The following is a 17,975-nucleotide window of genomic DNA, read 5'->3' as shown; positions in this document are numbered from 1 at the left end:
AGCTCTCTCCTTTCAATTTTTGAAATTAAGGAACCTCTGATTTAATCTGCCCCTCTACCGAAGAGAGGAGAACTCTGGTAAAATAGAAGTATCAAGACACAGGCGGTGCGGAAAAATGAAAAAGCAACAAACTTTTGCGGATATCGAATATAGCTGCAGAAAGAAGAAAACACGGCGGGAAGAGTTTCTGGAAACCATGGACGAGATTATCCCGTGGGAAGAGTGGGTCGGTATCATTGCGCCGTATTATCCCCGCGGCAAACGGGGCCGTCCGCCCATGGGCATTGAGCGGATGCTGCGGATGTATCTGCTGCAGATCTGGTTCAACCTTTCCGACCCGGCCACCGAGGACGCAATCTATGACAGCTATGCCATGCGTAAGTTTACCGGCATCGATTTCATGACGGAGAATGTTCCGGATGAGACGACGCTTTGCAAGTTTCGGCACCTGCTGGAAAAAGACGGGCTAAACAAACTGTTTTTTGACGCCATTAACCGCGTCATGGTAGCTACCGGCCACATGATGAAAGGCGGCACAATTGTAGACGCTACCATCATCAACGCACCCAGCTCTACAAAAAATGCGGAGAAAGCACGCGACCCGGAGATGCATCAAACAAAAAAGGGCAATGAATGGCGTTTCGGCATGAAGTGTCACGCCGGCGTTGACGCCGGCAGCGGGCTGGTTCACACGATAGAGGTAACTGCCGCCAACGAACATGATGTGACCGCAGCGGCGAAACTCATCCGTAAGGATGACGAGGTGGTCTATGGTGATTCCGGTTATCTTGGTATTCAAAAGCGCCCGGAGGTTCGGAATGACGCGCATTTATCCAAGATCGACTACCGTATCAACCGCCGTCCGCACAGTCTGCCCAGGGTTTCCGACAATTCCATTGATTGGGAGCGTCTCATCGAACATCGCAAATCCTCTGTGCGATGCAAAGTGGAGCACGTTTTTCGCATCATCAAATGCCAATTTGGCTACACGAAAACCCGGTACAGAGGCTTAATGAAAAACGAGAACCGGCTGTATGCCATGTTCGCGTGCGCAAATCTCTATATGCTGGCAGTGGCAGGTCGAAGTTTCAGTGAGACCTGACAAGGGAGAAGTGCGCCCATTTCCGCAAAAGTGGAAATAAATTCAGGAGTATAGCGTTGAAATTCGACGTAATCATTCAGTTTGGAACGCCTCTTGAATCCCTTTTCGCTGAATTCCTCTTCCTGCGCCATTTGTTCAGAGGTTCCTTAATATTCGACGGAAGATTGACCCGCCGTACTGATGGTGATGATTCCACCGTAGGAACAAATCAGTTTGCTTTCCTGCGTCAGTGCCGGAAACCCGCCAAACAAAAGAGTTGGATTACCGGGCACCCAGGGTGAAATGGTAACCGGTATGCACGGAGCCGGAGTCGGGACCCCCAAAGCCGCTGCCGTCGCCGCGGCCACCGTCGGGTTGGAGGGGCAGGTGCACATCCCGAACGGGCAGATGTTGATAAGCGGTTTATTATCCATGATATTTGCCGCGGGCATGCCGCCGCAAAAAACACGGCTTCCCGGCAAAACCGTCAGTACGGACGGTACCATGCCGAACGTGCATTGCAGCAGCGCGCCGTTTACGCCCCCCTGTTCCACATTACCCCTCCTCTACAATCAAACTGGAAAAATCCATGTTTTGGGGAATAATCAGGCGGCAGTTCCCGCTGTCGTCCCCTCTTCCGGGATAAATCCTGCAGGCCGTCCCGCCGGTGTAGTCTCCCTTCAGCTCGCTGAGAAAATAGCGATTGGGCGGCTGCTTTTCTAAGATTAAGGCCTGCTCCCGCACGTTATCACGGGAGAAGAGAAGACTTCCCCCGATAAATCCAGGGCGGGCATATAAGCATATCGTTTGCTTTTCTCGTTCATTTGTAAGCAGCCGTATCTCGCAGGAATTGTCCCGAATCCAGCTGATGCCTCCGGGCTTGGCTTTTGCGGTTACAATCTGCCACCCCACAGGCGGGGTTGTACCGGCTGTCCGGATAAAGGCAGATGTGCCTGACCTGTCCGGTCTCAACATCCGCCGCTGCATTTTGGTATCCGGGGCATCGGATAGATACCGCACCGGGCGGCAGATCGACGAAAACATAAATTCCGCCCGGTTTCGGAAACGGATTCAGAACGCGCCCATCCATCCGAAATTCCGGCTCTGATTCCGGAGGGGCGGAATCGAACGGACGGTGCAGCACGAGCGCACAGGAAAATACAAGTTTCATACGTTTTCCACTTCTCCGCTAAACTCGCCGACGCGGTTCAGGCTTTCCGATTCTCCCGCCAGAAGGACTGGTCCGATTTGCAGATAGATTGCGGGGCGCAGCGGCTCGGAAAAGCCGTTCCAAAGCTCCTGACGTTGGTGTGAGTCCAATTTGGAAAACGCAATCTCTGCCGGAAGATCCTCTCTGTCCGCTTCCGCGTGGATCCCTGCGATGTCGATCGTCGGGCCGACAGAGAATTGTTGGATCAGCCTGCCGAGCACCCGCTGCCCGGTCAGAGCGTCCAGCGGCATCTGCGCGTGTCGGCTGAAAAACAGGATGTACTGAAGGGAAAGTGCTTTTGCCGTTTTCCGGGACGAGGACTGCAGCAGAGACGCCGCGTCCCGCGGGAAATAATCGTAATGATCCTGAATCCCGTACAGATAAACGCAAAGCAGCGCCGTCTGGTTTTCCGAATTCGGCGACCCAAAGGAGATCTGTTCCCGGCTTTGAATCAGATTCGGGCAGACAGAATTTCGCACGGTGTCCAGCAGATATTTGCTTATGTCCGCAATAATGCCGTATCCGGCCATATCGCTCTCCTCCTATTCGTTTTTCTTGTCTTTTTCACAGAAGATGACCCACGGTACGCCGTCTTTTGTGCAGTCGCTTGTTCGATAAAAATAGGTGACTCCGTCCTTGTCAAAGCTTTTTCCAGTGAATTGGGCAGCTTCTGGAAGATTCAACGCTTCAAAAAGATGGTCTCCCCGGATGGTGGTCCTGGGCTGATAGCTTTGCCGGAAGGAAGAATGCGGAATACGGGCAAGCCGGGATTCCATCAGTTCCTCGAACCCGGTAATATTGTTTTTCACAGCGGACGGAGATTCGTTTTCCGGCATTTGCAAAGAAAAGAACCGCTCTTCAACCAGCAGGGTATTAACTACCAGATTATCCTCCGGCTTAGCGAACAAACTGCTGTCTGCTTCGCTTACTATTTCAGAAGACGTAGAAATGGATAATGTGTTTTTCATTGCTGGTCCGGATTGCGAAGAATCCGTTGAGTAATCGTACTTTGTAATAAACGCAAAGCCCAGTTCCTGATAGAGATACCCGACGAAACCGGAACCATAATAAATATCGGGCACTTCTTTTACTTCCGTCCGCAGCGTGGAAACCGGAATTCCCAACAGGCTCAGATAATCCACGGAGCCTTCATATACGGCGCCGCTGTACAGGAGCTGGCCCCTCGCATTGTAAATGGAACCGCTGGGGCCGGGCTTTCCCTGAATGAAATTGCCCTCGAACTGAAGGCGGGCGCCGCCGCCGGAATATAATTTTCCCTCTCCGTCGTAACAGTCGTTACGGAAGGCGCCTTCATAAATCTTAACGCCATCCGGCGTGGTCTGAATTCCCTGCCCGTCCCGTTTCCCCTGCGCAAAGCCGCCGGTATAAATCAGCTTGCCCTGCGTGTAAAGGGAACCCTGACCGCTGTAGAGGCCGTTTTCAAATCCGCCCTCATATACTTTGACACTGTTCGCGTACAGAGTTCCTTTCCCGCTGTAAGCCCCGCCCGCAAACTGTCCGGAATACAAAATGTTTTTTCCTTCGTACAGCGTTCCGGTTCCATCGTAAGCGCCATTCGCAAACTGACCGGAATAAAGGACATTGCTTCCGGAATATAAAGTGCCGTTTCCGTTATATAAGCCGTTCAGAAAACCGCCTGCATATAGGAGCTGTTTTCCGATGTACAGGCTTCCCTGGCCGGAGTATTTCCCTTCGGAAAAATCGCCGGAATAAATCAGCGTCCCGTCCGACGGGGAATAAAGCTGCCCGCTGCCGGAATATTTTCCGCAGGCAACCTGCCCCGCATAGATTTTTTGATTTCCCTGATTCATCAGTACGACCGCCTGCCCCGAATAGAGCTTCAGCTTCGCATCCGATTCACGGAAAACCGGTACCGCGCCGGCCGGCTGGCGGCTGAAAAAGCAAATCAGCGCCACTGCCAAAACCGGGATCAGAACGGAAACGATGATCAGCAGCTTTTTATAAATCATCCATCTTCCGACGGTGACATAATCCTTCCACGAGGTCGGGTACGCAACAATTTTTTTCCAGAGCGCTTTCAGCAGTTTTTTCATGTCTCTTCCTCCGAGAGGACACAGGCAAGGGCGTTTGCCGAAATTTCCGGCAGGCCGTCGATGCTCGCGGCGATTTCAAAAACGCCGGCCCGGTCGGGCGCCGTATAGATTCCGTCCGCGTCGATGGTTCCTCCGTCAGGATCCGCAACCCGGAACCGGCAGTCCCTCCCGGAAATACCGTTGTGAAAAATCGGCGTATATTTTACGGTCTGCCCTCTGCGCAGAAACGCGACCGATGGATTCAAAAGGAACTCCGCGCTTTCGGGAAAAGCGGATTCAGCCGGCTCCGCTTCCTGATTTTCGGGCTTGCTTTTTTCGTTTGGGATCGGTTCTTCTTCCTCAGGCGTCTCTCCCCCGTCCTCCATTTTCCGCGCGTACCAACGCAGACGCAGCAGCCCGTTCTGAACGGAATGCGGCCGCACCGCGGCAATGAAGCTTCCGCGCTCCGGGAACAGTTTGACCGCCGTTCGCAGGGGGCAGCCGAACAGCTCCGAATTCCCGCTGATTACGCAGCCGGAATCCCCGTCGCCGTCCAACACGGCTGTTATGACGGAGATATTCGCGCCCGGCCCTAAGCCGTGGGATACCTCCCGGGAATAAAAAGCACCTTCATAGTCCGGAATGCGGTCAAGGTTGACCGACAGTACCCCGCTCGCCGCTGTCTTCGTTTCGTCCTTCACGGAAAACAGAGCGGACCGGAACGTGCGGCTGCAAGGATTCAGGTCCGCGATCACGGGCAGCCCGTCCCGCGGCGCAATCCGCACTTCCGCAAGCTCAACGCCGTCAGCCGGAACTTCGAGCGCGGCGGCTATTTGCAGGGATTCCTGAATCCGGTTCGGAATGACGGGGTGGCCTCCGTCCGGCAGGGGTAAAACAGCCGCTTCGCCCACGGCCGATTCGTCGTACCGGACATAAATACGGAGCCACCCTTCCAGATGATCTGTTGACGGAAGTAATTCCTCCGCTTTTATTCGGACTGTCCGCGGAAGGTAAATTTCACGCCCGGCGAAATCCAGCGCGAGGCCGGCGCCGATCGTCAGCACCGTTCCGTCTTCGTCCGTTCCCAGCGAAAAGCCGTTTACGATTCCGGACCCTATGGCCAAGCGGTTCAGCAGCCTGCGCTTTTCCACATGGTACGCCTGCTGCTGCTCCTGATCCTCGGCGGTCAGAAGCATGCCCTTTTCATATCTGTTTCGCAGAAAAAATTCGTTCTCCATAGGTTACCTCGTGAAATTTACGTTTTATAACAGCATTTTACGGAAAGCTGTCGATTGAAATAGCAGGATGAATCTTCTATAATGAAAGCAAAGATCGAGCCAAACCAAAAGGGGGATTTTTTTATGGCGGCACGGGACGGGTACCATTCTAACTGGCAGAACCTTATGGATGCCATCGGGATATGCAAGCAATGCGTGTCTCTGATGGATTCCGACAATCCGGAACCGGTTCGGAGCCGGATCGCCGAAGCGGTCCGTGAAATCAGGGAACGTGAACAGTCTTCGGAGCCGTATCTGACCTTGCCCGCGCTGAGGGAAGCGCTTGCGCTGGAGGGATGCGGGTGGTTCTGTGTCGTCCTTGCCCTGTGCTGCGAACTGGACGGCGGCCTGCGCAACAGCGTCCAGAGCCTGACGGGAACTCCCGTGCCGAATTTCGACTTTGCCTGCGGCATCTATTCCCAATTTTCTTCGGAAGGCAGGATCGACGAGGGTCTGAACGCCGCCGATGCGGAACACTCCGTCCTGCGTTACCTGTTCTGCCTGGAAAAGGGAAGCGACGCGGTTCAGCCGCTTCTGTTCACCCCGCTGCTGCTGCGAAGGAACGTGCTTCGGTTTTTGCTGAACGGGAACGTGCAGGATGGCCGGAACCGCCGCCTGTTTCAAGATCATGCCGACGATTTTCTGCCGGTTCGGAATGAATTGCTGGAATCCGCCGAAAACGCGCTTCGAAAAATGATGCGCGGGGAAAATATTCTTCTCTATGTAACCGGCCGCGCGGGAAGCGGAAAACGGATTCTTGCCCGCCGCGCCGCCGCAAGAACGGAGCGCCCGTGCCTGTTTTACCAATGCGGAGGAGAGCCGGACGAAGCGGAGCTTTTCGCGCGTTCCTGTGAATGCGCGCTGGACGCGGTGCTTTCCAACAGCGTGCTGTGCGTATGCGGATATGGTCCGGATTGCGCGAAAGAAGCGCAAGCTCTGTTCCGGCAGCTCCCGGACCGGGGAATTCCGTGCCTGGTCCTCAGCGACCGGGAAGACTGCCCCGCGCCGGAAATTGAGGGAAAAACGGTTTTGCATCTGACCACCGGCTTTCTGAACGGAAAAGATTATGAAACCGCGCAAAGTTATTTCTGCGGGAAGTACGGAATCGAACCGTCGGAAGCGCCGGATTACTTCCGGATGACCTTCCGGCAGATCGAAACCGCGTGGCTTGCCGCCGAAGAGCATTGCCGTCGGCAGGGACGTGGGAAGATCGGCGGCGGGGACTTTGCTTTTGCGGTGCGCGCGCAGGAAAAAGAGATTTCCGGCGCCCTGAATGTGGAAAGCGGCGCGAAAATGGACGACCTGATTGTCACGGACGAAACGAGGAATCGGCTGGAGCTGCTCTGCGGCTGCATCGAATCCAACCGCGAAGCGGAAAAGCGGGGGGATTCCGGCGAAAACAGGGGCGTAATCGGCCTGCTTTACGGCCCATCCGGAACCGGAAAGACGATGGCCGCCTCCGCCATCGCAAATAAACTGGGGCTGGAACTGCTGAAAATCGACCTTTCCCGCGTGCTGGACAAATACATCGGCGAAACGGAAAAGCGCCTGGCGGAAATCTTTGAGGCGGCGAAGGAGCGGAGCTGCATCCTGTTTTTCGACGAGGCCGACGCGCTGTTTTCCCGCCGCACGGAGGTAAGCTCCTCCAACGACCGCTACGCGAACGTGGAAACGTCTTACCTGCTGCAAAGCATCGAGCAGTACGGCGGGACGGTTCTCTTGGCCACGAATCTGTTCAAAAACTTCGACGAGGCGTTCCTGCGCCGCATTACGGTTCTGGCGCGCTTTTCCATGCCGGACGAGGCACAGCGGATTCTGCTGTGGAAACAGGCGTTCCCGGGGGATTGCCCCGATTTAGACCTGAAGACATACGCGCGGGAGCTGGAGCTTTCCCCGGCGACGATCCACGCCGCCGCACGGTTAACCCGCATGGCCGCGAAGGCGCGGGGCGGGCGGGTTACGAACGAGCTGATGATGGAAGCGCTCAGGAATGAGGCGGAAAAAGAAGGAAAAACGGGGCCGGCAAATGATTCCTTACTTTTCCAGGTCTTATAACCTAACCAAATTGGTGAGTGCTTTTACCCTTGAGGCTCTACAAATCTTCCGTATCTGTGACTGAGTCCTCTTCGCCGTACTTTGGCTTATCGGGTTCCTCACTCGCTGTCGATAATACTGTTTCAGGAGATTTATCCATCTCACGCATATCAGATTTCTCACCTAAATCCATATCTGTGATTGACCTTGCATCTGGACCCATCACATCTGTGCCACCATCTTGCTGAGGTGCTACGGAAGTTGGTTCTAATAGCCACAATGGCTGAAAATGACCGTGCTCATTACCTCCTGTATGAGCCATTGAAGGCGGCGAGGGGGATTGCGGCGGTTCCGGCAGATTTTGCTGAGGAGCCATGTCTGCGACGTCTTTGCCTGACAGCGACGTTGGAGGAAGGGACGGAGAAAGAGGGGAAGCGGGGCCTGTGATTTGGTCGGCTTGATCTAGTTCGTCTTTTATTTTATGCCATGATCCTTGTAATTTGAGTGCACACTTAACACTTTCGTTTTCCTCTAGTTTTTTCTTCTTGGACTTATATTCACTTTTCTTTGTTTTCAGATTTTGTCTCACCTGACTTAATCTTTGGTTGAGCATTTTTAATTTAAATTCTAAATCAAAAAGTTGTTTGTCCATTTTCTTTTCTTCCGATTGCAAGCGTTCCACATCAAGTTTTTCCGATAGACTTTTCTTCGTTGATTGCAAGCGTTCCACATCACCTTCAAGTTTTTTGATTCTTTTCGATAGCTTTTGCTTCGTTGATTGCAAGTATTCCACATCACGTTTTAAGGATTGAATATTAAAAGGACTAGTAACACTAACGTTTTTAAAAATGTCGTTTAGAATTTCATCAATAAATTGAAGCTGACAATCCAGAACTTCTTTGATTAAAAAAACCTTTACATCACTATTATCCGAAAAAGGCTTTTTACTAAATATCGATGTCCAATTACCATCATGAAAAAATTCAACTTCTTCTATTTGATTTTTTTCTAAATCTTCGATTGTTTTCTGTATGCCAGTAAAAATTTGTTGATAAAAAACTGCATCTTTATTCGCTTCGAGACCAACAATATTTTTTTTGGCTTTTAGCGACTTTGGAACAGCTCTTGCTTGTTGATCTGTCAACTGTTTTTGAACTCCATTTAGAGCTTCTGACACATATTCAACTCTAATATAGAAAGGTTCTCCCCCTGTTAGCGTGATTTTTAAGTAGCATTTTCGCAATTCTTCCGGAGGTTCTAGTTGGATACATTTGTTTTCATTGAAGAGAATATTATGCAAATCCATCGCACGGATTCCATTACTATTCAATTCATCCAAAGATTTAGCCATATCAACACCCAATTGCTCTGACTGTTTTGAATGTCCTATTTCATGTTCAAAGGCACGTTGAACGGCGTGCTCAAAAAATAAAAGTGCGTTAACTGAGGAGATATAACAACTGCCGCCACATTGCTCCAACCCATCTAATAGTTCCTTAACGTTCTGATCTCCATTAGCTTTAATTGCATTTCTAATTAGCTCAGCCGCTTTTTCTCTCCCTCCTTCAATATTACCAAAAGCCAAAACTACGGCTTTTGACTCTTCCGTTGGCTTGGGGTTTTCAAAAATTAAATATTGAACCTTTGTTTCAGGTCTTTTAATTTCTTTTTGGGGCTTTCCACTGTCGTCACACCGAAAGCTAATTGGTTGATGGGGTTGTGGCAGCACTGTTATCGCTTCTTGACCTGCCGCCTGAGGTTCAGTGTCTTGCGCTGCACTAACCGACCGTTGCTGGGGCGCTGTTTGTACTATTTCTTCTTTTGGAGCCTCTTCCTGAGGGATCGAATCCTGATCTTCACGCATCTCTTGTGGTATTGGTGGCAAAGACAAAAGAGGTTCCTTCTTAATCCCTGCGCCTGAATACGATCGGCCCGGAATCGATGCAGCGCTGGATCTTGAGCGTTTCTTTCTTGCATTTTTTCTCGATTTAAATATGGGGATACAACATTTAAGGATGTCAAAGAGTCCCATTTTTATCCTCCGCACCTTGAACTTAGGTATGTGCAAGGTGCTTTCGCGCCTTGCACTCAACTTCTAAAATACGCCGATCTGTCTGGTGGAATCGCCCCTCGGCCTGATTCCGGTTTTTACATCGACCCTTACCGACGCGTGGGTCAGGAGTTTGTTTTTATTGTCGTACACGTCGAACATGATGTACACCGTGCCAAGGCCGTTTCCGGTGACTTGATAATTGCCGTTTTTCAGCTTTGCAACAGTTGCGACTTTATCGTTTGTCGAGTGAAATTTTACCGCCGCGGCTTTCGTACCGGTCAGCTTCACGCCAATTTGATAGCTTCCGCCGACGGGCATCGAATAATCCTTTGTGTCCAGCGTGATCGAATCGCCCGTGCCCGCGACGACGTAATCGCTGAAATGGGTGGTCTGGAATACGAGGAAGCCGTTTTCCACGGCCGCGTTCATGTCTGTCAGCGTACCGTCTGATTCGTACCGGAATACGCGCGGCGTGCCTCGCAGCCCCGCGGGAAGCGGAATCCTGACCGTGACACTGCCGGTAAAGGAAACAGGGTTTCCGCTCCGGTCCAGCAGCCTGATGTTCAAGAGAAGCGGCGTTCCAATGACGCTCAGCGCCTGATCGGATACGGCAAGGCTGCAGGCCGCCGCGCCCTGCGGGTCGGCCGCGCCTCCCGTCGTCCCCGTCGGAACGCCGTTTGCCATTTCCGGCATGACGGCAAGTGAAATACCAGTCACCCACGACGGGAAGGTTACGCCCGAAAGGTCAGCGGTGATATGCGTCGTGGCGTCCGTCAGCGAAGAGGGCAGGGACGGCGCGGAAGTTCCGTGAGAAGAACCGTGCGAAGAACTCGGATTTGACGCGCGGGTTACGGTCAGAGTATAGATTGACAGACCCACGCCATCCTGCGACAGAATTTTCAAATACGCCGTATTTGCCCCGGCCCCAAGCGTCATGGTGTTGTTTGCGATGACCTGTGTACAGGCCGGATCGCTGTAAATCCCCCCACACCGCGCCCTTGCTGACCGTCACGTCCACGGGAATACTGGCCGTACCGCTGCCGACCGAAGCCGTAATGTTAAAGCCGCAGATGGCCGCGCCTGACGGAGACAAAACCGAAATGAGGTCACTCAGTCTCGACCCTGACCGGAACAGGAACAGATGGTAGGTTTTTTGAGTTGTTCCGTCCTCCGCGCGCACCACAATGGAAATGTCCGTCGTGCTTCCCATATCGCCCAGCGCTACTTCCGCGCCGTCGGCGCCCGGAGTCAGCGTTTTACCGTTTGCCTGAATCGTATAGGAAGCGTTCGGGTCTAACGGGACGGCACGCACCTTTGCGGCAGTCATGGAATTTTCGACGATAAACCGGTATGCGCCGTCCGCGTCCGGAATCCACGCCCTATCGTTGATGGCAAGGCCGGTCAGTGCCGTATTGTTTCTTGCCGCGCGCATTACGCGGACGGTATAATGTTTCTCCGCGTCGCCCTTTGGCGAAACTAAGACGGACAGATCGGTTTCAAGCTCTTGAACCGCTACCACGACAGACCTTGTTGCACTGCCTACCATACCGTTGACCGAGAAGGAATACAGATCACTTGTTGTTAGTTCCTGAATGGTTATAATCTTCGTGCTGCTGCCGACGTTTACCTGATAGGTGCCAGGCGTTGAAGTCGGCGAGGCCTGCTGACCGCCGAAGCTCAGATTCTCAAGCGAAGCGTCCGTGCGGTATGGGGTAAGCTGACTCGAGCCGTCCGTTTTTACGGTTCCTTTCAGTTCATAGGAGATATCCGCCCCATTAATTGTAACATTGTACTGAACGGTATCGCTGCTGCCTGTTTCCGGCAGCCAGAGATACAGGCCGCCTTTCTCGTCAGTCTGTGCCGAAAAGCCGCCGCTCGCCAGCTTAACGGTCACCGTCGTCGGCGTGTGAATATCCGGCAATGTCGCAGTCGTTTTGTAAACCGGGTTGCCGTTGCCGTCCGTAGGGGCCGGGCTTGCCGCGAAGTTACCCGTCAGGTGGGTATTAATGGAGCCGCCGGTGAAACGGCAACTTCCCATAAGGGTATAATGTGAACAGCCCGTTTTATAGTAATAAGATGCTTCGCTGTTTCCGATGTCTGCGCCGCCTAGAATGCTGTCAGTTGTTTCGGTGCTTTCCGCCGTTACCGTGCCGCCGGATATTTCGATTGTGCCGCCGTCCCCGCTGTCGCTATGAGAAGAATGTTCACTATTGAGCATATTGTTTTGACAAATTCCTCCGCTGCCGATGGCCGCCCCGTCGGTCGGAACTTGTAAAATATGGTCCATACTGCCGTTTTCCCAAGTGGCATGATACAAATAGCCGAAACCGTTAATATATTTGTAATAGATGTGGTAAGTTTGCCCGCCCTGAGAAATCGAGCCGCCGTACTGAAGGACATAATTGCCAACATTATCATTCTCCGGGGCGTTGGGCAGCTTTACCATCGCTGCGCCGGAGCTTTTCGCGGTCACAGTGCCGCCGGAAATGGTGATTGTGCCGCCGCTTCCGCCTGTGTCTTTTCCTCCGGCGCCGCCGATTCCCGCACTGCGGAGTAAGGTGTAGAGTCCATCATAATTGACTAAAGCGGTGCTTCCGTTCGCCGTGACCGTTCCGCCGGTGATGGAAACGGTTCCGTTGGAGCCGCCCTGGAAGCCCGCGCCGCCGCCGATCCCAGCGGAGCCGCCGTTCCCGTTCGCTGTTACCGCCCCGCCGGAAACAGTAAGGTTACCGCCGCTTTCGCCATCGCCGCCATTTCCTACATGAATTCCGCCGCCGCCGATTCCCGCGCCGCCGTATACTGTAACCTGATTCACGGTACCCGTATCACCGCCGACCGCCGTCACCGTGCCGCCGCGAATCCCAATGGTACCACACCCAAAACCATAATCTTGAAATACAGTATCAACGTGTGCACCGCCGCCGATTCCCGCCCCGCCCAAACCGCCGGTCGCGGTCAGGCTGCCGCTGCCGTCAATCTTCAGCGTCTGTTTGCCGTCTACCTGCAACCCGGCAAAACAGCTGCCGCTTTTCAGGTAGTTGCTGTCTTTCAGTGTCAGATTCACCGCAGGATAATCATTGCCGACAGTAAGATCCGACAGGCAGAGCGCGCAGTGCTTCGCTGTGTTGGAGATGTCGTTGGTCTTCGAAAGAGGGTCCGTTACATTGGAAACATCAATGTTTACGCCGTCCAGCGTAAGGTTTACGGGATACGGGGTACCAACGTCCATAATCGTATTCGTGGTAGAGTTTGTGCTGCTCTGACGAATGATAATGGTAGCATTCGAATCAAAACAATGATAAATGCCATCACCAAACGTATATGCATTATAACCGTATGCAGTAAACATGATGCTGCCGCTGTCAAGGTCCAGAACAATCTGGCTGTCGTGAAGATGGGATTCGTCCATAGTCGGCTGATCTGCGTAAACGCCTACGGTATCCAGCGAAAAAATGCCGCATACCAGCGCAAAACACAGCAAGATAGAAAGCGCTTTTTGACTGACCGTATTTCTGCTCATGTTGTTCTTCTCTCCTCGCATTTCAAGTGGAACAGGTTTGCTGCCCTGATAATTTCCTTGTTTCATATGATAGCGGACACCTCTGACAGGATTCTAACAAGATGCCGCCATTAATAAAGGGATTTTGTTCGCCTTCCGGCTAAAACACGCCGATCTGCCTGGTGGAATCGCCCCTCGGCCGGATTCCCGTTTTCACGTCCACCCTTACGGACGCGTGGGTCAGGAGTTTGTTTTTATTGTCGTACACGTCGAACATGATATATGCCGTGCCAAGGCCGTTTCCGGTGACTTGATAATTGCCGTTTTTCAGCTTTGCAACGGTTGCGACTTTATCGTTTGTCGAGTGGAATTTTACCGCCGCGGCTTTCGTACCGGTCAGCTTCACGCCGATTTGGTACTTGCCGCCGACGGGCATCGAATAATCCTTTGTGTCCAGCGTGATCGAATCGCCCGTGCCCGCGACGACGTAATCGCTGAAATGGGTGGTCTGGAATACGAGGAAGCCGTTTTCCACGGCCGCGTTCATGTCTGTCAGCGTACCGTTTGATTCGTACCGGAATACGCGCGGCGTGCCGCGCAGGTCCGCGGGAAGCGGAATCCTGACCGTGGCGCTGCCGGTAAAGGAAACAGGGTTTCCGCTCCGGTCCAGCAGCCTGATGTTCAAGAGAAGCGGCGTTCCAATGACGCTCAGCGCCTGATCAGATACGGCATAACGGTATGCCGCCGCGCCCTGCGGGTCGGCCGCGCCTCCCGTCGTCCCCGTCGGAGCGCCGGAGGCGGTTTCCGGGGTAACGGAAAGCGAAACGCCCGTCACCCACGACGGGAAGGTTACGCCCGAAAGGTCAACGGTGATATGCGTCGTAGCGTCCGTCAGCGAAGAGGGAAGAGAAGGAGCGGAAGTACTTGAGGAATGGCTTCCGGACGACGGTGCCGCCGCGACCGTCACCGCCACCGGAATGCCGCCGACCGTATTGTAATCCGCCGTATCCGTCGGCGTGAAAATCACCTCGTAGCTTCCGGAGGCCGTAACCGTCATATCCGGATGCGCCCACGCGAATGTGCCGGATATTTGCTTGCCGTTCGCCGCCGCGACGCCTCCCGTCAATACGGACGCGGATAGCTTCTCGCCCGCTTTGACCGGCGAGGCCGTCGGGGCCGTCCCGATAACCGGCGTTATTTTTTCCCCGGATACCGTCACCTCTACCAAAATGCCGCCGACCGTATTGTAAGTTGCCGTATCCGTCGGCGTGAAAATCACCTCGTAGCTTCCGGAGGCCGTTACCGTCATATCCGGATGCGCCCACGCGAATGTGCCGGAAATTTGCTTGCCGTTCGCCGCCGCGGCGCCTCCCGTCAATACGGACGCGGATAGCTTCTCGCCCGCTTTGACCGGCGAGGCCGTCGGGGCCGTCTGGATAGCCGGCGTTATTTTTCCCCCGGATACCGTCACCGCCACCGGAATGCCGCCGACCGTATTGTAAGTTGCCGTATCCGTCGGCGTGAAAATCACCTCGTAGCTTCCGGAGGCCGTAACCGCCGTATCCGGATGCGCCCACGCGAATGTGCCGGATATTTGCTTGCCGTTCGCCGCCGCGACGCCTCCCGTCAATACGGACGCGGATAGCTTCTCGCCCGCTTTGACCGGCGAGGCCGTCGGGGCCGTCTGGATAGCCGGCGTTATTTTTCCCCCGGATACCGTCACCGCCACCGGAATGCCGCCGACCGTATTGTAATCCGCCGTATCCGTCGGCGTGAAAATCACCTCGTAATTTCCGGAGCCGGCAACCGCCGTATCCGGATGCGCCCACGCGAATGTGCCGGATATTTGCTTGCCGTTCGCCGCCGCGACGCCTCCCGTCAATACGGACGCGGATAGCTTCTCGCCCGCTTTGACCGGCGAGGCCGTCGGGGCCGTCTGGATAGCCGGCGTTATTTTTCCCCCGGATACCGTCACCGCCACCGGAATGCCGCCGACCGTATTGTAATCCGCCGTATCCGTCGGCGTGAAAATCACCTCGTAATTTCCGGAGCCGGCAACCGCCGTATCCGGATGCGCCCACGCGAATGTGCCGGATATTTGCTTGCCGTTCGCCGCCGCGACGCCTCCCGTCAATACGGACGCGGATAGCTTCTCGCCCGCTTTGACCGGCGAGGCCGTCGGGGCCGTCTGGATAGCCGGCGTTATTTTCCCCGGCGTATAATCGATAGGCGCGGATTCCGCCGGAGCGTAACGGTCATCTGTCGCCGGAACATAGGCCGCTTTCAGCGAGACTTTGTTTCCGTTCGCCGGCGTCCAACTGATCTGCGCCGTGCCGTTTGTCACCCCCGCGGGAGAACCGAGTGAGGTGCCGTTCCCGGTGAACTGAACCGTTCCGGGAAGGGACGCGGAATTGAATTGATATTTTTGAACATCCGGATTGTGTTTTGTGACGCTCGCGCTCAGCGTGACCGTTTCGCCTATCTTTGCGGAAGCGAGTGTCGGAATGGTCACTTCCAGCCTGATTTTGCCGTTCGCATCGTAACAGCCGCTAAGGTCATTTCCGCTTGCGTCCTTAGCGCCCGCGCCATGAATTACGCAGTTCATGAACTGAGGACGGCTGTCATCCGGGTTTGACGCGTTCGTTCCCGCCGAAAGCAGTTTCACCGCCGGGCCGTCGACTGTACTGACGTCGCCCACGGTCAGGCTGCCGCCGCTATCATTCTTCTCGCCGGACCCGATGTCTTCTCCGTCCTGCCCTTTGGCAGTCACCTGCGTGTCCGCACCGGAAATGGTAACAGTACCGCCCGCGCCGCCGTTGGTAAAGTACTTTCCGCCGCCGATGCCCGCGCCGCCGCTGCCGCCGGTCGCCGTAACCGTGCCGCCGCTGACCGTAACGGTGCCGCCTTTGCCGTTGTAGCCGCCGCCGATCCCCGCGCCGTTATAACCTCCGTTTGCCGTGACCGTGCCGCCGCTGACCGTAACGGTGCCGCCGGAGCCGTTCAGTCCCCCGCCGATGCCCGCGCCGTCGCTGCCGCCGGTCGCCGTGACCGTGCCGCCGGAGACTGTAACCGTACCGCAGCTATTCTCACCATTTCCGCCGATGCCCGCACTATTCATCTTGCCGGTTGCCGTCAGAAAACCGGTTCCCGAGATGCACACCGTGCCGCCGTCGTTGACCGCAAGCCCGGCGCGTTTGCTGCTGCTCTCGCTTGTGTCGAGCGAATTGCTGCCTGCAAGCGTAATGTCGGCTTCCGCGCCGCTTTCTATTTCAAAGGCCGCGCCGTGGGTAGGTTTGGCGTGCGCGTCTTGCAGGGTAATGTCCTGTGTGCCGCTCTCAACAGTGATACTGTGCTTGACCTTATCGCTGTCCTTGACAGCATCGCTGTGCGTAATCTTGTAACGGCCTCTGTAGGCAACCTCATTCCCGCCGCCCACGGAGTACCCGTTCTTTGTAATGACGATGTCGCCATTGTCAAGGTACAACGTCCTAATCTCGATTGCATGTCCGTCAGCATCATATTTTGTTGTGGTGCCGCCGATGATGATTGTGCAGTCCTTGTGGGTAAAAGGCGATGCGTCCGTCCCCAAACCGCTTTGCATGGTCACAGTGGCGCCGCCTGAAACGGCCAGAGAGCAGTTTTTGCCGCCGTTGTGGCCATTGCCGATATCCGCGTCTCCGTTCGGATCTGCTTTTGCCGTGACCGTGCCGCCGCTGATCGTGATGGTGCCGCCGGAGCCGTCCATTCCGCCGCCGATGCCCACGCCGTTGGTGCCTCCGTACGCCGTGACCGTGCCGCCGGTGATCTTGATGGTGCCGCCAGAGCCGCTATAGCCGCCGCCGATGCCCGCGGCGTTGGTGCCGCTGTGCGCCTCAACCGTGCCGCCGGAAATTTCGACCGTGCCGCAGCTTTGGTTATAATTTCCGCCGATGCCAGCGGCGTATAATAGTTGGCCGTAAGCCGTCAGAGAACCGGTTCCCGAGATACGCACCGCGCTGTCTGCGTTGACCGAAAGCCCGGCGCAGAAGTCGCTGCTGCCGCTTGAATCCAGCGAATTGCTGCCAACGAGCGTAATGTCGGCTTCCGCGCCGCTTTCTATTTCAAAGGCCGCGCCGTGGGCAGATTTTGCGTGCACGTCTTGAAGCGTAATGTCCTGCGTGCCGCTCTTGACAGTGATCGTGTGGCTGACATCACCGCTGCCGTTCTGCGCAATCACGTAGCCGCCGGTGCAGAGAACCTCATCCCCGCCGCCCACGGAGTACCCGTTCTCTGTAATGACAATATCGCCGCTGTCAAGGTACAGCGTGACGGGAGCGCCGTTCCGCATTGTCCCGCTGTCGTTTACCGCGGCGAACGCACCCGCCGTGTCCACCCCGAAAACGCTCAGGATCATCGTGAAACATAATAAGAAAGAAAGCGCTTTTTGACTGATTGAGTTACTGTTCATTCTTTTTCTCTCCTTGTATTTAAAGTGGAACCGCTTCGCTGTCCCGCGAAAAATCTTCTTGTTTCCTATCATGAATGGCAGGCGCCTTCAACAGGATTCCAACAAGATTCGGCGCGGTTATCGCTAAAACACCCCGATCTGCCTCGTCGAATCCCCTCTGGGCCTTATGCCGGTTTTCACATCGATTCTTACGGACGCGTGGGTCAGCAGATGTTTTTATTGTGCGAATACGTCGAACATAATACAGGCCGTGCCGACGCCTTTCCGGTTGCGGTCTTGCCGCTTACCTTATCAGGTTTGTTTCATGCTTTTCTACCCGG

The 17,975-nt window shown here is 54.7% G+C and carries 11 protein-coding genes; 2 read left to right on the top strand and 9 right to left on the bottom strand.

Features of this window, described 5'->3' with window-relative positions; translation table 11 throughout:
- Positions 1-115 precede the first annotated feature (115 nt).
- Positions 116-1,102, top strand: coding sequence for an IS5 family transposase (locus HCR03_RS17735; RefSeq protein WP_187035694.1), 987 nt, complete (start codon positions 116-118; stop codon positions 1,100-1,102).
- 146 nt (positions 1,103-1,248) lie between these two features.
- Here the strand turns inward: HCR03_RS17735 and HCR03_RS17730 are convergent, their stop codons facing one another.
- The 5 genes from HCR03_RS17730 to HCR03_RS17710 all read right to left on the bottom strand — a co-directional run bounded on the left by HCR03_RS17730 (position 1,249) and on the right by HCR03_RS17710 (position 5,583).
- Positions 1,249-1,635 carry a DUF4280 domain-containing protein gene (locus tag HCR03_RS17730; RefSeq protein WP_187035692.1) on the bottom strand — a complete coding sequence of 129 codons (387 nt, stop codon included), beginning with the start codon at positions 1,633-1,635 and terminating at the stop codon, positions 1,249-1,251.
- 1 nt (position 1,636) lies between these two features.
- Positions 1,637-2,125, bottom strand: coding sequence for a hypothetical protein (locus tag HCR03_RS17725; protein ID WP_187035691.1), 489 nt, complete (start codon positions 2,123-2,125; stop codon positions 1,637-1,639).
- A 123-nt stretch (positions 2,126-2,248) separates the two neighbouring features.
- Entirely contained in the window at positions 2,249-2,821 is a 573-nt protein-coding gene (locus HCR03_RS17720) for a Pvc16 family protein (protein ID WP_066643764.1), read from the bottom strand.
- 12 nt (positions 2,822-2,833) lie between these two features.
- Positions 2,834-4,366 (bottom strand): MORN repeat-containing protein, encoded by a 1,533-nt coding sequence (locus tag HCR03_RS17715; protein ID WP_187035689.1) that lies wholly within the window; start codon positions 4,364-4,366, stop codon positions 2,834-2,836.
- Positions 4,363-5,583 carry a hypothetical protein gene (locus HCR03_RS17710; RefSeq protein ID WP_187035687.1) on the bottom strand — a complete coding sequence of 407 codons (1,221 nt, stop codon included), beginning with the start codon at positions 5,581-5,583 and terminating at the stop codon, positions 4,363-4,365. Before HCR03_RS17710 ends, HCR03_RS17715 begins: the two co-directional genes overlap by 4 nt.
- 123 nt (positions 5,584-5,706) lie before the next feature.
- Between HCR03_RS17710 and HCR03_RS17705 the strand changes: the two genes are divergently transcribed.
- On the top strand, positions 5,707-7,677 hold the full coding sequence (locus HCR03_RS17705; protein WP_187035684.1) for an ATP-binding protein: 1,971 nt from the start codon (positions 5,707-5,709) through the stop codon (positions 7,675-7,677).
- A 37-nt stretch (positions 7,678-7,714) separates the two neighbouring features.
- On the opposite strand, the gene HCR03_RS17700 is transcribed toward HCR03_RS17705, so the two are convergent.
- The 4 genes from HCR03_RS17700 to HCR03_RS17690 form a co-directional block, all read right to left on the bottom strand.
- Positions 7,715-9,688: a hypothetical protein gene (locus tag HCR03_RS17700; protein ID WP_187035681.1), complete on the bottom strand. Its 1,974-nt coding sequence runs from the start codon at positions 9,686-9,688 to the stop codon at positions 7,715-7,717.
- 63 nt (positions 9,689-9,751) lie between these two features.
- Positions 9,752-10,027 (bottom strand): hypothetical protein, encoded by a 276-nt coding sequence (locus HCR03_RS20375; protein ID WP_330601193.1) that lies wholly within the window; start codon positions 10,025-10,027, stop codon positions 9,752-9,754.
- Between the two features lie 427 nt (positions 10,028-10,454).
- Positions 10,455-13,229: a cadherin-like beta sandwich domain-containing protein gene (locus HCR03_RS17695; protein ID WP_187035679.1), complete on the bottom strand. Its 2,775-nt coding sequence runs from the start codon at positions 13,227-13,229 to the stop codon at positions 10,455-10,457.
- Positions 13,230-13,368: 139 nt separating this feature from the next.
- Positions 13,369-17,655 carry a beta strand repeat-containing protein gene (locus tag HCR03_RS17690; RefSeq protein ID WP_187035677.1) on the bottom strand — a complete coding sequence of 1,429 codons (4,287 nt, stop codon included), beginning with the start codon at positions 17,653-17,655 and terminating at the stop codon, positions 13,369-13,371.
- Between the last annotated feature and the right edge of the window lie 320 nt (positions 17,656-17,975).

It is taken from the genome of Caproicibacter fermentans (assembly GCF_014303955.1).
GTDB classification, from domain to species: domain Bacteria; phylum Bacillota; class Clostridia; order Oscillospirales; family Acutalibacteraceae; genus Caproicibacter; species Caproicibacter fermentans.
This window is presented reverse-complemented; position numbering and strand designations above follow the sequence as displayed.

What these genes read in the sequence shown, in the direction of transcription:
- HCR03_RS17735 (WP_187035694.1), top strand. Translation starts at nt 116, where the DNA reads ATGAAAAAGCAACAAACTTTTGCGGATATCGAATATAGCTGCAGAAAG.
- HCR03_RS17725 (WP_187035691.1), bottom strand. Translation starts at nt 2,125, where the DNA reads ATGTTTTCGTCGATCTGCCGCCCGGTGCGGTATCTATCCGATGCCCCG.
- HCR03_RS17720 (WP_066643764.1), bottom strand. Translation starts at nt 2,821, where the DNA reads ATGGCCGGATACGGCATTATTGCGGACATAAGCAAATATCTGCTGGAC.
- HCR03_RS17715 (WP_187035689.1), bottom strand. Translation starts at nt 4,366, where the DNA reads ATGAAAAAACTGCTGAAAGCGCTCTGGAAAAAAATTGTTGCGTACCCG.
- HCR03_RS17710 (WP_187035687.1), bottom strand. Translation starts at nt 5,583, where the DNA reads ATGGAGAACGAATTTTTTCTGCGAAACAGATATGAAAAGGGCATGCTT.
- HCR03_RS17705 (WP_187035684.1), top strand. Translation starts at nt 5,707, where the DNA reads ATGGCGGCACGGGACGGGTACCATTCTAACTGGCAGAACCTTATGGAT.
- HCR03_RS17700 (WP_187035681.1), bottom strand. Translation starts at nt 9,688, where the DNA reads ATGGGACTCTTTGACATCCTTAAATGTTGTATCCCCATATTTAAATCG.
- HCR03_RS20375 (WP_330601193.1), bottom strand. Translation starts at nt 10,027, where the DNA reads ATGCCCGTCGGCGGAAGCTATCAAATTGGCGTGAAGCTGACCGGTACG.
- HCR03_RS17695 (WP_187035679.1), bottom strand. Translation starts at nt 13,229, where the DNA reads ATGAGCAGAAATACGGTCAGTCAAAAAGCGCTTTCTATCTTGCTGTGT.
- HCR03_RS17690 (WP_187035677.1), bottom strand. Translation starts at nt 17,655, where the DNA reads ATGAACAGTAACTCAATCAGTCAAAAAGCGCTTTCTTTCTTATTATGT.